The organism is Pseudalkalibacillus sp. NRS-1564, assembly GCF_050467905.1.
Classification (GTDB): Bacteria; Bacillota; Bacilli; order Bacillales; family Guptibacillaceae; genus Guptibacillus; species Guptibacillus hwajinpoensis_B.
In genome coordinates this window covers 118,139-131,575 of record NZ_JBITPM010000044.1, presented here as the reverse complement: position 1 = coordinate 131,575, position 13,437 = coordinate 118,139, and the positions used below count along the sequence as shown (strand labels likewise).

The 13,437-nt window shown below is 41.2% G+C and carries 13 protein-coding genes and 1 pseudogene; 13 read left to right on the top strand and 1 reads right to left on the bottom strand.

Features of this window, described 5'->3' with window-relative positions; all coding sequences use genetic code 11:
• The first annotated feature begins 101 nt into the window (after positions 1 to 101).
• The 3 genes from tkt to ACIFPW_RS20240 all read left to right on the top strand — a co-directional run bounded on the left by tkt (position 102) and on the right by ACIFPW_RS20240 (position 3,908).
• On the top strand, positions 102 to 2,102 hold the full coding sequence (tkt, locus tag ACIFPW_RS20250; RefSeq protein WP_430246876.1) for a transketolase: 2,001 nt from the start codon (positions 102 to 104) through the stop codon (positions 2,100 to 2,102).
• Positions 2,103 to 2,211: 109 nt separating this feature from the next.
• The gene (locus ACIFPW_RS20245) at positions 2,212 to 3,162 is read left to right on the top strand and encodes a sugar-binding transcriptional regulator (RefSeq protein ID WP_430246875.1); all 951 of its coding nucleotides are present in this window, start codon (positions 2,212 to 2,214) and stop codon (positions 3,160 to 3,162) included.
• A gap of 5 nt (positions 3,163 to 3,167) precedes the next feature.
• On the top strand, positions 3,168 to 3,908 hold the full coding sequence (locus ACIFPW_RS20240; protein ID WP_430246874.1) for an MBL fold metallo-hydrolase: 741 nt from the start codon (positions 3,168 to 3,170) through the stop codon (positions 3,906 to 3,908).
• 645 nt (positions 3,909 to 4,553) lie between these two features.
• On the opposite strand, the gene ACIFPW_RS20235 is transcribed toward ACIFPW_RS20240, so the two are convergent.
• A complete protein-coding gene (locus ACIFPW_RS20235; protein WP_048313175.1) occupies positions 4,554 to 4,748 on the bottom strand; it encodes a hypothetical protein in 195 nt (64 codons plus the stop codon).
• 170 nt (positions 4,749 to 4,918) lie between these two features.
• Between ACIFPW_RS20235 and ACIFPW_RS20230 the strand changes: the two genes are divergently transcribed.
• The 10 genes and pseudogenes from ACIFPW_RS20230 to paaX all read left to right on the top strand — a co-directional run bounded on the left by ACIFPW_RS20230 (position 4,919) and on the right by paaX (position 13,416).
• Positions 4,919 to 5,908 carry a lipoate--protein ligase gene (locus ACIFPW_RS20230; protein ID WP_430246873.1) on the top strand — a complete coding sequence of 330 codons (990 nt, stop codon included), beginning with the start codon at positions 4,919 to 4,921 and terminating at the stop codon, positions 5,906 to 5,908.
• Positions 5,909 to 6,152: 244 nt separating this feature from the next.
• Complete coding sequence (locus ACIFPW_RS20225) at positions 6,153 to 7,679, top strand: fatty acid--CoA ligase family protein (protein ID WP_430246871.1); 1,527 nt, start codon at positions 6,153 to 6,155, stop codon at positions 7,677 to 7,679.
• A gap of 144 nt (positions 7,680 to 7,823) precedes the next feature.
• Positions 7,824 to 8,757, top strand: a pseudogene (gene paaA, locus ACIFPW_RS20220) (1,2-phenylacetyl-CoA epoxidase subunit PaaA).
• A gap of 6 nt (positions 8,758 to 8,763) precedes the next feature.
• Positions 8,764 to 9,105, top strand: coding sequence for a 1,2-phenylacetyl-CoA epoxidase subunit PaaB (gene paaB / locus ACIFPW_RS20215; RefSeq protein WP_430246869.1), 342 nt, complete (start codon positions 8,764 to 8,766; stop codon positions 9,103 to 9,105).
• Positions 9,105 to 9,881 (top strand): 1,2-phenylacetyl-CoA epoxidase subunit PaaC, encoded by a 777-nt coding sequence (paaC, locus tag ACIFPW_RS20210; RefSeq protein ID WP_430246867.1) that lies wholly within the window; start codon positions 9,105 to 9,107, stop codon positions 9,879 to 9,881. The genes paaB and paaC overlap by 1 nt, the downstream gene beginning before the upstream one ends.
• A 19-nt stretch (positions 9,882 to 9,900) precedes the next feature.
• Positions 9,901 to 10,374 carry a 1,2-phenylacetyl-CoA epoxidase subunit PaaD gene (gene paaD / locus ACIFPW_RS20205; RefSeq protein WP_194220244.1) on the top strand — a complete coding sequence of 158 codons (474 nt, stop codon included), beginning with the start codon at positions 9,901 to 9,903 and terminating at the stop codon, positions 10,372 to 10,374.
• A 25-nt stretch (positions 10,375 to 10,399) separates the two neighbouring features.
• Positions 10,400 to 10,720: an EthD family reductase gene (locus tag ACIFPW_RS20200; protein WP_194220243.1), complete on the top strand. Its 321-nt coding sequence runs from the start codon at positions 10,400 to 10,402 to the stop codon at positions 10,718 to 10,720.
• Between the two features lie 19 nt (positions 10,721 to 10,739).
• Positions 10,740 to 11,513, top strand: coding sequence for an enoyl-CoA hydratase/isomerase family protein (locus ACIFPW_RS20195; protein WP_430246864.1), 774 nt, complete (start codon positions 10,740 to 10,742; stop codon positions 11,511 to 11,513).
• A 138-nt stretch (positions 11,514 to 11,651) separates the two neighbouring features.
• Positions 11,652 to 12,428 (top strand): enoyl-CoA hydratase-related protein, encoded by a 777-nt coding sequence (locus ACIFPW_RS20190; protein WP_430246862.1) that lies wholly within the window; start codon positions 11,652 to 11,654, stop codon positions 12,426 to 12,428.
• Between the two features lie 94 nt (positions 12,429 to 12,522).
• Positions 12,523 to 13,416 carry a phenylacetic acid degradation operon negative regulatory protein PaaX gene (paaX, locus tag ACIFPW_RS20185; protein ID WP_430246860.1) on the top strand — a complete coding sequence of 298 codons (894 nt, stop codon included), beginning with the start codon at positions 12,523 to 12,525 and terminating at the stop codon, positions 13,414 to 13,416.
• Positions 13,417 to 13,437: the final 21 nt, after the last annotated feature.

Here is a 13,437-nt window from a genome sequence, read left to right as displayed (position 1 = left end):
GTTTCCTTTTTCTTTTTGATTAAGTCATGTATAATAACAAATGTACATTTGTTCATGAGTGTGTTTACTAAATTTCAATATAAAAAAAGGAGTGTATACATATGACAACGACTCAAATGGATTCACTTGCTGTTAACACGATTCGTACGCTTGCAATCGATGCGGTTGAGAAAGCGAACTCGGGACACCCTGGGATGCCGATGGGTGCTGCACCAATGGCTTATACGCTATGGAGCCAATTTTTAAATCACAATCCTTCTAATCCAGAATGGTTTAACCGTGATCGCTTTGTTCTATCTGCAGGACATGGTTCTGCTCTTCTATACAGCATGCTACATTTATTTGGTTATGATGTTTCAATGGAAGACTTAAAATCATTCCGTCAATGGGGAAGCAATACACCAGGACACCCGGAATTTGGTGAGACACCTGGAGTTGACGCAACGACTGGTCCACTTGGACAGGGACTTGCTATGGCAACTGGTATGGCGATGGCTGAGCGTCACTTAGCAGCAACATATAACCGTGACGACTTCAATGTTGTGGATCATTACACATATAGCATCTGTGGTGATGGTGACTTAATGGAAGGTGTATCTTCAGAATCAGCTTCTCTAGCTGCTCACTTGAAATTAGGTCGTCTTATAGTAATGTATGATTCTAATGATATTTCTCTTGATGGTGATCTTGATCAGTCCTTCTCAGAGAACGTACAACAGCGTTATGAAGCATATGGCTGGCAAGTTATCCGTGTTGAAGATGGTAATGACATGGATACAATTGCAGACGCTCTTAAACAAGCGAAAAGCAATACTGAGCAACCAACACTAATTGAAGTGAAAACTACAATTGGTTATGGTTCACCAAACAAAGGCGGCAAAAATACTTCTCACGGTGCTCCTCTTGGTAAAGATGAAATTGCACTTGTAAAAGAGAACTATAAGTGGACGTTTGACGAAGACTTCTTTATTCCTGAAGAAGTGAAAGGTCAGTTTGCTGAACTTAAAGAAGCTGGCAGTAAGAAAGAACAGGAATGGAATGAATTGTTTGCACGCTATGAAGAACAATATCCTGAGCTTGCGAAGCAATTAACTGCTGCTCTAAATAATGAACTTCCTGAAGGATGGGATAGTGAAGTTCCTACTTATGAAAGAGGAACAAGTACAGCATCTCGTGCGGCATCTGGTGAAGTTCTAAACGCACTTGCTAAAAACAATGCGCAAATCTTCGGTGGATCAGCTGACCTTGCATCTTCTAACAAAACAATGTTAAAAGATGAGCAGGACTTTTCACCAGCGGATTATAGCGGACGCAATATCTGGTTCGGAGTACGTGAATTCGGCATGGCTGCGGCGATGAACGGAATCGCGCTTCATAAAGGTCTTCGCATCTTTGGAGCAACGTTCTTCGTATTCTCTGACTATCTTCGCCCTGCACTTCGTCTATCTGCATTGATGGGAGTACCGGTAACATACGTATTCACTCATGATAGCGTAGCGGTAGGAGAAGATGGTCCAACTCACGAACCTGTTGAGCAACTAGCTTCACTTCGAGCAATGCCAGGTCTTTCAGTTATTCGTCCTGCAGACGGTAACGAAACGGCTGCTGCTTGGAAGCTATCCGTTGAAGAAACAAATCACCCAACTGCTCTAGTGCTTTCTCGTCAGAATCTTCCAGTTGTGACAGATTCACATGATCAAGCATACGAAGGTGTTAAGCGTGGAGCTTACGTTGTAGCTGGTGGAGAAGACGCTGAAGCGATTCTTCTTGCATCTGGTTCTGAAGTAGGTCTAGCTGTTGAAGCTCAAGAACTATTAGCAAAAGAAGGTATTTCTGCATCAGTTGTCAGCATGCCAAGCTGGGATCGCTTTGATAAGCAGTCTGCTGATTATAAGCAAAGTGTACTACCTGACAATGTAACAGCACGTCTTGGTATCGAGATGGGCGTTTCATTTGGCTGGGATAAGTATGTTGGCCAAAAAGGTGATATCCTTGCAATTGATCGCTTTGGAGCTTCTGCACCTGGCGATACGGTAATCAAAGAGTTTGGGTTCACGCCTGAAAATGTTGTAACTAAAGTTAAGACAATGCTCTCTAAATAATACAATAGGTTTTAGTTGAGAGTGAGAGGCTTTCAGAAGGCGAAAATGGTCTTTCTGAAAGCCTTTTTCTTACCAAAAGATAACCAATTTTGAATACACAGGTGTTGCTATGGAAAAGGATAAACTTACAAAGGTAGTAGAGGCCGCACGCTTATACTACCAATTAGACTATAGTCAACAGGAAATCGCTAAGAGACTTGAGGTTTCAAGGCCAACTGTTTCCCGTTTATTAAAGCAAGCGAAAAGAGAAGGAATTGTTGAAATCAAGATTCATGATCCTTCACAGGATGTGCATTTGCTTGCTACCGATCTTGCAGAAGCTTATGGACTTTTAGATGCCAGAGTCGCAATTGTTCCAGAATTTGAAGATCAACTTGTAAAAAAACATATCGGTAAAATTGCAGCTGATTATTTAAATGCAACTATTCAAGATAATGATTTAATAGGAGTTTCCTGGGGAACAACTCTGAATGAAATCGGTAAGAATCTTCGTCATCAATTACTTAAAAACGTTTCAGTTGTACAATTAAACGGAGGAATTAGTTATTCCGAAACTAACACATACGCTTACGAAGTCATTCAAATGATTGGTCGTGCCTTTCATGCTACAAGTCACTTCTTGCCTGTTCCGGCTATTGTAGATCACCTTCTTGTAAAGCAAACAATGGAAGAGGATAGGCACATTCGGCGTGTGCTTGATATGGGCCGAAATGCGAATATCGCTCTTTATAGTGTTGGAATTCCAACAAATGACTCTGTTATTGTTCAAGCTGATTATGTGTCAGAACAAGAGCTTGAAGCGATTCATTCAAAATCTGTAGGAGAAATTTGTTCACGCTTCTTTGATGAAAAGGGAATGCTTATTCATGAGGAGTTAAATGAACGAACAATCGGAATTGATCTTGAAGATCTTTCAAGGAAAGAGAAAGCAATATTAGCTGCAGGCGGTCCGAAGAAAGTTGAAGCGATTTACGGGGCGTTGCAAGGTGGCTACGCAAATGTTTTGGTAACGGATCATTATACGGCTCGTGCCTTATTAGAGAAAAAACAGGGGAGGTAAAAAGCATGAAAATCACTGTTTTAGGACCATGGGGGGGATACCCTAAGGCTGGAGAAGCGAGTGCAGGATATCTCATTCAGAGTGAAGGGTACAACCTGTTAATTGACTGTGGAAGCGGAGTTCTATCTCAACTCCAACATCATCTATCTGTAGAAGAGCTTGATAGTGTAATCATTAGTCATTATCATCCGGACCACATTGCAGATACAGGGGTTCTTTACCACGGTCGCTTAATTCAATCAAAAATCAAATCTGAGCTTCCTGTGTTGCCAATCTATGGTCATCCATATGATGAGGCTGGATTTAATAGCTTGGATCATAAGCCTTATACAGAAGCAAGGGAATATAGAGAAGAAGATACTTTGGAACTTGGTCCTTTCTCTATTGCTTTTCAAAAAACAAAGCACCCGGTTATTTGTTACGCAATAAGGATAACAGATGGAGAGCACAGCATGGTGTTTACTGCAGATTCTAGCTATATGAAAGAATTTGAAACGTTCTCTGCTGGAGCTGACTTACTCATTTCAGAATGTAATCTATACAGTGATATGGATGGCTCTCAGATGGGGCACATGAATAGTACGGATGCTGCTAAAATTGCAAAAGAAGCGGATGTATCTACACTGATGCTGACACACCTTCCGCACTTTGGTGATTTATCAGAACTTGAGATGGATGCTAAACAACATTTTGATGGTGAAGTGATGCTTGCATCTACGGGGCTCGTGTGGAATTCCGAGAAATAGTTATAATGAAAAACCAGAACGATGTTACCGTTCTGGTTTTTTTAATGTGAGGTATGCAGCGGGCAGGGTCTCGATCGCTTCAGCGCTTGTCGAGTCTAAACGGGCGCTTCCGCTTTTCGTGATCTAGCTGCGCGGGCCAAATCCTCCGGCTGTTTCGCCCAATCGAATGAGACAAAAAGCGTCTCAATCGATTGGGCTCCAACATCCTGCGGATTTAAGCAGGCCCGTTCCGCTTTTCATGATCTAGCTGCAGTGCCTGCCGTGTCTTAACGCCCACTTCCGCTTTTCGTGTCTAGCTACGACTCGCAGAAACTGCGATATTTCGCACTTTCACCAGAACACAAAGGGCGTGTTCTAGTTCAAGACCTCCAATATCTCCGTTTCTAAACGCTCGTCTTCGCTTTTCGTGTCTAGCTGCAGCGCCCAGCCTCTCGATCGCTTCACCCTCTAAAATGAACACAAAGACCGTGTTCTTTTTAGAGGGCTCCAGCGCTTGTCGAGGCTAAACGGGCGCTTCCGCTTTTCATGTCTAGCTGCAGCCTCCAGACACTTGGTCACTTCACCCTATAACTCGAACACAAAGAGCGTGTTCAAGTTATAGGGCTCCAGTGCCTGCCGTGTCTAAACGGAGGCTTCCGCTTTTCTTTATTCCCCTAATGTTGAGTCTAGTTTTCCGTTCATGTCCATTAGGAAGCCGATTTCTCGGCCAAGTAGTCTGGCTAGTTCTTTGGATTTTTTTTCGCCTTCGGATTTGATTTGTTCGATGGTTAGGCTTGAGTTTAGGTTTGATGCCCCTACGATGACGGGGATTTCACCTTTTTCGTAATAAACGATTTTCATATTGCTCCTCCTCATAGTACGTTTGTTTACAATATTCGTAGAGCGAGAGCGGGGAAAGGGTAGTGTAGGTGGGGTTTTTCGTTCTTTTGTCAGGGGGTCATAAGTATCAGGTTTTGATTCCTTACTGATATTTCATTAGAATAGAAGAAGAATAAACAGGAGGTAAGGCTATGCTTTATATAGATAATGAAAACATCATGGATGCGGGGCTTAATCTGGCAATAGAGGAATACATTTTGAAGGAGCTTGATCCTGAGGAAACGTACTTGTTGTTTTACTCGATGAATCCGACAGTGATTGTAGGAAAAAACCAGAATACGATTGAGCAGATTGATACGAGTTATATACGCGAAAATAACGTGGATGTGATCCGTCGTCTTTCTGGTGGTGGAGCCGTCTATAACGATCAAGGTAATTTAAGCTTTAGTATTATTACAAAGGATGATGGAAACAGCTTTCATAACTATAAGAAATTTACGGATCCGGTTGTGAGGGCTCTTGGTAAGCTCGGTGTCGACGCAGAGCTAAGTGGACGAAATGATTTGCTCGTGAATGGCAAGAAAATTTCAGGCAATGCTCAGTTTTCGACAAAAGGTAGAATGTATAGTCATGGTACGCTTATGTTTAATGTCAACTTAGAGAATGTCGTAAAAGCACTTAAAGTAAACAAAGAAAAAATCGAGTCGAAAGGGATTAAATCAATTCGAAGTCGTGTTACGAATATTAGTGAGCATATGGATCAGGAGATGACGCGAGAAGAGTTTAAACAAACGCTACTTCAGTATATTTTCGAAGAGAAAGAGGAGATCCCATCTTATAATCTGAAGGAAAAGGATTGGGAGGCGATTCACAAAATTGCTGAAGAGCGCTATAAAAACTGGGATTGGAATTATGGTCGTTCACCGAAGTTTAATGTTCAGCATTCCAAACGCTTTCCGATTGGTTCGATTGATGTTCGACTTGAAGTTAAAAAAGGATACATCGAACAGGCTACCATTTTTGGAGATTTCTTTGGTGTTGGTGATGTAAAAGAACTTGAAAACAAATTAGTTGGTGTTCGTTATGAACCTGGTTCATTGGAAGAAGCACTTCAAAATTTAGATGTTTCTCATTATTTTGGGAAAATAACAAAAGAAGAGTTTATCGATCTTCTTTATTAAATGAAAGAAGCTGGGAGGCCAGCTTCTTAATTTTTTTATTTCATGTGAGATTGGCTTTCTAACTAGCTTACTAAAACGAGGGAGAATTGCTTTTTAACACGATTATCACTAAAAAATACTTTTGCTGTTTTGATTTAAATTATGAACTTTGCTCTGTTCCCCTTGCTACTGAAATTTTCTTCCAATATAATATATTTAGAAAATTAAAAATGAATGATTACTCATTCACATAGGAGGAGAGCGAATGAATTTATCTCAGCAATTAACAGAGACAGCTGCCACTTATCCTGAGAAACAGGCATACATTTATCAAGATAATGCTGTATCTTACAAAGAGTTTGAGCATAAGGTTTCTATGTTTGCTGCGAATTTATGGGCAGAAGGAGTAAAGAAAGACGATCATATAGCCCTTATTTTAGGAAACTCGCCGGAATTTCTAATTAGTTATTACGGTGCATTAAGAGCGGGTGCAGTCATCATTCCAATCAATCCTATCTATACCCCTGATGAAATCGGCTATCTCCTTCATAATGGAGATGTGAAAGCAATCGTGACGTTAGAGCAGGCACTACCTCTCGTTGAAAAAATGGCCGACCAACTTTATGGTGTAGGTCTTGTTGTTTATACAGGAGAGGGAACAGAAAGTAGAATGATTTCAAACATCAAATTGAAAACGTTTACAAATATGATTGAAGATCAAGGTAGGTCACTACCGGAAATAACCATTAATGAAGATGATCTTGCTGTTATTCTTTATACATCCGGTACTACCGGAAAACCAAAAGGTGCAATGCTTACCCATAGGAATATATTTAGCAATGCATCAGATACAGGATCATATCTCCAAATCTCCTCACAGGATGTGGTGATTACAGCCCTTCCGATGTTTCATGTATTCTGCATGACTGTTTCAATGAATGCACCGCTTATATCAGGCGGAACCATTGTCATCCTTCCTAAGTTCAGTCCTCAAGAAGTTTTTCGTGTTGCTGAGAAATACAAAGCAACAATTTTCGCAGGTGTACCAACAATGTATAATTTCCTCTATCAATATCCTGAAGGCCGTGCTGAATATTTTCAACATATGCGTATTTGTATTTCTGGAGGGTCTTCCTTGCCTGTCGCCCTTCTTCACCGTTTTGAAGAAAAGTTTAATGTCCGCATTTCTGAGGGATATGGGTTATCAGAAGCGGCTCCCGTTACGTGCTTCAATCCATTAGACCGACCTAGGAAAGCTGGTTCAATTGGTCGTAACATTACTAATGTCGAAAACAAAGTAGTTGATGAACTTGGGCAAGAGCTTTCGGTAGGGATGGTTGGTGAACTAGCAGTTAAGGGACCTAATGTGATGAAGGGGTATTATAAAATGCCGGAGGATACAGCCGTTACCCTTAAAGAAGGTTGGCTCTTTACAGGCGATTTAGCAAGAATGGATGAAGAGGGATACTTCTATATAGTGGATCGCAAAAAAGATATGGTAATCGTCGGAGGTTATAACGTTTATCCAAGAGAAGTAGAGGAGGTTCTTTACAAGCACCCAGAAATTGTAGAGGCTGCAGTTGTCGGGATACCTGATCCGAATTTTGGGGAAGCAGTGCAGGCTTTTGTTGTAACGAAGCAAAAGATTTCAGAGGAAGAAGTTATGAGCTTTTGCAAAGAACATTTAGCGAAATATAAGTGTCCCACGACAATCGAATTCATTGAAGAACTTCCGAAAAATACGACTGGGAAAATTCTGAGAAAAGCTCTTAGAAAACAAATGAACGTCTAAACCAAAAAGCTGATCCTAGTGGGATCAGCTTTTTATTATGAATAATCAGAAAACGATTGATATTTGTATGACAATAAAATATAATGACGTTAAATAAACGTTATATAGGTGGTGTGTGGAATAGTGGTAACTTCAGAACATCAAATGGCTCAGTTTATGGATCGTATTGATAATGGAGAAAAGATTGAAGCGGATGATTGGATGCCAGATGATTATCGAGAAGCCTTGATTAGGTTAATTTCAATGCATGGAATTAGTGAAATCATGGGGGCGTTACCAGAGAAAGAATGGGTTCCTAAAGCCCCTACCCTTTATAGAAAGCTTGCGATTATGGCTAAAGTACAGGATGAAATGGGGGCATGGACAGTTACTGCTCCGTGTAGCTGAGGATTTAATGGAACCACTAGGAAAAGGTCGCGATGACATTATGCAGGACCTTTTTTCTGGAAGGTTGAAATTTCATAATGTTTTTCATATGGAGGCACCGACTTGGGGAGATGCTGGAGTGATTGCTTGGTTAGTAGATGGAGCGGCAATTATTTCGCAAACGATGATGTTAGGAACTTCTTATGGACCGTATGGCCGTGCTCTGAAACGCATCTGTGCGGAAGAGGTGTTTCATGCTCAGCATGGGGAAAGCATCATTATGGCTCTAGCGGAAGGAACAAAGGAGCAGCGTACCTTATTACAAGATTCTATTAATAATTGGTGGCCATCTCTGCTCATGTTTTTTGGACCGAAATCAAAAGCGGATACTGGTCATACGAATCAGGATAAGAATATGTGCTATAAGCTCCGAACGAAAACAAATGAACAGCTGAGACAGGAATTTCTTACGAAGTATGTTCCAAGAGTTTGGGCCTTGGGCTTAACCATACCAGATGAGACGTTAACGTATGATGAAGCAACTGCTGAATGGACGTATCAGCAGCCGGATTGGCAAGAATTCAAGCAAATTGTTAGTGGAAATGGACCTAAATCGAAAGAGCGATTAGCACTTCGCGTTCGTTCATATGAGATGAATAGCTGGGTAAGAGATGCACTCGGTTCAAGCGTAAAAACGAATTTAGTGAGGTGATAGGGTGTGAGTGAAGAAAATAATCAGTTTTATGAAGTTTATGAGGTTTTTAGTAAGAAGTCGGATACCGCATCACTACAGCATCAGTTTAGTCTTCTGGCACCTAATCGTGAGCTCGCTTTTATTATGGCGAAAGAAAATTTTTTTAGGAGAGAGCAGGTAGCTGATATTTGGGTAGTGAAACGTGATCATATTAAACGGATGAGTCAAGAGGAACGAGAGGCAATGAAGCATCTGGAGAAGAATTATCGTGAGACTAAGGGATACGGATATTTAAGGAAAAAGTGGCGTCAGTATGAGCAAGAACAGCTCACTGAAAAAGACATTATGGGAGGAGGCGAGGGGTAATGAAATCTGAGGAATATCAACAATGCTTAATTGAACTAATCTATCAATTAGCAGATGATGACTTTATTCTAGCTTATCGAGGTTCAGAATGGCTCGGCCTCGCTCCTCATATCGAAGAAGATGTGGCGTTTGCATCGATTAGCCAGGATTTAATGGGGCATGCAGCACTTTATTATTCATTGTTAGAAGAGCTTGGTGAAGGCGAGACTGATGTTTTAACACATCAACGATCAAATGAGCATTTTCGTAATTCTGTGCTTGTGGAGTTACCGAATGGAACGGGGACCTATTTAGAAAATCCATCGTATGATTGGGCTTTTACTGTTGTCCGAAATTACTTTTATACTCTCGCAAAAAAAATCCGGCTTGATTCTATTAAACAAGAATCCTATGAGCCTCTTCAACACATTGTTCAAAAAATCTCTATTGAAATGAGCTACCATATGATGCACTGGGAAGTGTGGTATGAACAGCTAATGAATAGCACTTCTGAAGCGAGAATCAGAATGGAGAAGGCGATCAGCATCGTACTTGAAGATCTAAGTGGCGTTTTTTCATACGGTCGTTTAGGAGATCAAATGGTGCGCCTCTCGCTTATTGAAGGCGAGGAAATTCTTAAGCAACGTTTTATCGAATACTTAAATAAAAAAGAGTCTACTTTTACAATGGGCATGAAGCAAGGAGATGGACGAAACGGGATTCATACAACGCATTTAATGACAGCATTGCTTACTCTTTCAGAAGTCTATCAATCTGTGCCTGCAGCTGAGTGGTAAGGAGGGGGGACAACATAGAATGTTTCTTAAAGAAAGAGTCATGGAGGTTCTTGAAACTGTAAAGGATCCTGAAATTCCAGTTGTAAGCGTTGTTGATCTTGGGATAATACACGAAGTTCACACCTCCAATCACCGAGTGACAATTGAAGCTATGCCGACATTCTCTGGCTGCCCTGCCCTAGATATGATCAAAAGGAATATTGAGTTGGCTGTAGAAAGTATTCCTGAAGTGGATTTTGTAACTGTCACTTTCATTCGGTATCCGATCTGGACAACGGACCTTGTTTCTACAAAAGGAAGAGAAGCGTTGAAAAAGTTTGGCATTGCTCCCCCAGAAGAACACGATGGGAAGGAATGGAGAGTACCCTGTCCTTATTGTGAATCAGTTTATACAACGATGGACAATATTTTTGGGCCAGCTGCTTGTCGAAGTATATTGTATTGCAGGTCGTGTAAGAATCCATTTGAAGCGATGAAGCCTGTGTCGATTTAATTAAAATGAGAGAGGTTGATGAAGAATGGTCAAATTAATCGCATTGTACAAACAACCGGAAAATGCTCAAAAGTTCGATGAACACTACTTTAATACACATGCTCCGATTACATCAAAAATTCCCGGTCTTAAAAAAATGGAAGTAACTAAAATAGTTGGTTCACCAATGGGGAAAAGTGACTACTATCTTATGTGTGAAATGTATTATGAAGATCACGAAGCGATGAAAGCTGGCATGAAGTCGCAAGAAGGAAAAGCCTCAGGGAAAGATTTGATGGGGTTTGCGGGAGATCTTGTCACACTAATGGTTGGCGAAGAAGTTGGAGAGACAGCAGATACAAAGTAGAAGAGGCGGTGTTAATAAGATGTTCGAAACGATTGAGTATGAAGTGAAAGATCGTGTAAGTTGGATTCGTCTAAATCGACCGAATAAATTGAATGCGTTTACATCTTTGATGAACAAAGAAGTAGCGAAAGCGGTCAATCAAGCAACAAACGATCAAGAGGTTCGCTGCATTGTTATTACAGGTAATGGAAGAGCTTTCTGTTCTGGTCAAGATTTAAGTAGCGTTGAAGAAGGTGTGGATCACGCGGAAATGCTCAGATCTACTTATAACCCAATGGTGAAAGAAATAACGTCATCAAGTAAGCCGGTGATCGCTGCTGTGAATGGAGTAGCGGCGGGTGCTGGAATGAGTCTTGCTCTAGCGTGTGATTTTCGGTTAGCTCATGAGCGTGCAAGCTTTATTGAGGCTTTTGTTCATGTTGGGCTTGTTCCTGATTCTGGGAGCACTTACTTTCTACCGCGATTACTTGGTCATGCGAAAGCACTGGAGCTTGCTATGCTTGGAGAGAAAGTAAGTGCTGCAGATGCCAAAGAGCTTGGTCTTGTGACAGACATGTTCTCAAATGAGTATTGGGAGCAAGGAATGAATCAGTTTGCCAATCGCTTAGCTAGTCTTCCTCCTAAAGCGGTGCAGCACATTAAGCAAAACTTTCAAAGAAGTTGGGAAAGTAATCTTGATGAAGTACTTGAGATGGAAGCTGTGACTCAAGGAGAAGCCGGAAAAACGAACGATCATCTTGAAGGCATTCAAGCTTTTACCGAGAAACGTAAACCAGTTTTTCACGGCAGTTAAGTTATGAGAGAAAAAAGCAGGAAAATGGGGGTGAATCAAGAATAGATGCTATAGAGTGAAAGTAGCCGTGGTGGTTGATTGCGCAATCAGCTCCCCCGGCTCTTTCCTATGCTTACAAACATAGAGGAGGTTTTTTTAATGGCTGTCGTTACATATGAAATGAAAAACCATGTGGCATACGTAATGTTAAATCGTCCAGATGTATTAAACTGCTTTAATTATGAAACACTCTCAGTTCTTCAAGGCATTGTTGATGATATTTACTCGGATCGAGAGGTGCGAGCCGTTATTTTTATGGGAGCTGGTGAAAGGGCTTTCAGTGCAGGGGCGGACTTAAAAGAAAGGCGAACACTTTCTGAGAGTGAGGTGCGGCGAAATGTGAAGAAGATTCGTGAGGTTTTCTCCTCTGTTGAATCGCTTCCCCAGCCAACGATCGCTGCGCTGAATGGTTTTGCTTTTGGGGGAGGGTTTGAGCTCGCTCTTGCATGTGATTTTCGATTTGCCGTCGAAGGAACAAAAATGGGCTTAACTGAAACGAGTCTTGGCATCATACCTGGTGCGGGAGGAACGCAACGGTTACCTCGTTTGATTGGAACAGCGAAAGCAATGGAATTAGTTTTAACTGCTCGCAAACTATCATCTGTAGAAGCCTACGACTACGGAATTTTAAACGGTGTTACGACTCGTGAGAATTTACTAGGTACGTGTGAAGAGCTAGCGAGAGAGATCTGTCAAAATGCTCCTATTGCGGTACAGCAGGCGAAATTTTCCGTTCGTGAAGGTATGAATGTAGACCGTCATACTGGTATGGCTATTGAATCTAAAGCATATGAAGTAACGATTCCAACAGAGGATCGTCTCGAAGCGTTAGATGCTTTTGCAGAGAAAAGAAAACCAGTGTTTAAAGGAAAGTAAAAGTTGCTTTGGACCAATGGCTCTGGTAGTATAACATCATATTTAAGTGACGTATTCATAACGGAATGAAGTTATGACGAGCGGGGGTATGATGATGAGTGAAGGTTTAAATACAAGATCAATGATTTTTACACTGTATGGAGAATATATCAGACATTATGGAAATGAAATTTGGATCGGAAGCCTGATTCGTCTTTTGAAAGAGTTTGGTCATAACGATCAATCTGTTCGAGCGGCCATTTCAAGAATGAGTAAACAAGGTTGGGTGGAATCCAGGAAAGAAGGTAACAAAAGTTTTTATTACTTAACAGACCGCGGTGTTAGAAGGATGGATGAGGCTGCGCGAAGAATATTTAAGCTTCAACCTTCAGAGTGGGACGGAAGATGGCGAATGTTGCTTTATAACATTCCTGAAGAGAAGCGTCATATTCGCGATGAGCTGCGTAAAGAGTTAGTGTGGAGCGGCTTTGGAAGTTCTTCTGTTAGTTTATGGTTATCTCCCAACCATCTTGAAGAACAGGTGAATTTGCTAATTGAGAAGTATGATATTCGTGATTATATCCATTTCTTCATAGCCGATTACAAAGGACCGCACGAGAGCATGGCTCTTGTAGAGGAATGCTGGGATTTGGATGAAATTAGTAAGAAATATCGTGAATTCATCCAAATGTATAGTGAGCGCTATGTGATTGATCGAAGTAAAATTGAAAAAGGTAAGATGAGTGATGGGGAGTGCTTTGTTGAACGGGCAAAGCTGGTTCATGAATATAGAAAATTTCTCTTCGTTGATCCGGGACTTCCCTCAGAACTATTACCTGAAGAGTGGCCGGGTGAGCATGCGGCTACGTTATTTAGTGATTATTACAGAACACTTGCCCAGCCGGCTTCTCGCTTCTTTGAAGAAATCTTTAAAGAAGGAAATGAGTTAACAAACAAAGATAACGGTTATGATGCCTTACAGCATCCTCTCTTAACGGATCGACTATAAAAAGAAGGAACGGAGGATTAA

Excerpts from the sequence above, each read along its gene's own strand:
- paaC (WP_430246867.1), top strand. The coding sequence starts at position 9,105 with ATGAAATCTGAGGAATATCAACAATGCTTAATTGAACTAATCTATCAA.
- ACIFPW_RS20190 (WP_430246862.1), top strand. The coding sequence starts at position 11,652 with ATGGCTGTCGTTACATATGAAATGAAAAACCATGTGGCATACGTAATG.
- paaD (WP_194220244.1), top strand. The coding sequence starts at position 9,901 with ATGTTTCTTAAAGAAAGAGTCATGGAGGTTCTTGAAACTGTAAAGGAT.
- ACIFPW_RS20235 (WP_048313175.1), bottom strand. The coding sequence starts at position 4,748 with ATGAAAATCGTTTATTACGAAAAAGGTGAAATCCCCGTCATCGTAGGG.
- ACIFPW_RS20240 (WP_430246874.1), top strand. The coding sequence starts at position 3,168 with ATGAAAATCACTGTTTTAGGACCATGGGGGGGATACCCTAAGGCTGGA.
- tkt (WP_430246876.1), top strand. The coding sequence starts at position 102 with ATGACAACGACTCAAATGGATTCACTTGCTGTTAACACGATTCGTACG.
- ACIFPW_RS20195 (WP_430246864.1), top strand. The coding sequence starts at position 10,740 with ATGTTCGAAACGATTGAGTATGAAGTGAAAGATCGTGTAAGTTGGATT.
- ACIFPW_RS20200 (WP_194220243.1), top strand. The coding sequence starts at position 10,400 with ATGGTCAAATTAATCGCATTGTACAAACAACCGGAAAATGCTCAAAAG.
- paaX (WP_430246860.1), top strand. The coding sequence starts at position 12,523 with ATGAGTGAAGGTTTAAATACAAGATCAATGATTTTTACACTGTATGGA.
- ACIFPW_RS20225 (WP_430246871.1), top strand. The coding sequence starts at position 6,153 with ATGAATTTATCTCAGCAATTAACAGAGACAGCTGCCACTTATCCTGAG.
- ACIFPW_RS20230 (WP_430246873.1), top strand. The coding sequence starts at position 4,919 with ATGCTTTATATAGATAATGAAAACATCATGGATGCGGGGCTTAATCTG.
- ACIFPW_RS20245 (WP_430246875.1), top strand. The coding sequence starts at position 2,212 with ATGGAAAAGGATAAACTTACAAAGGTAGTAGAGGCCGCACGCTTATAC.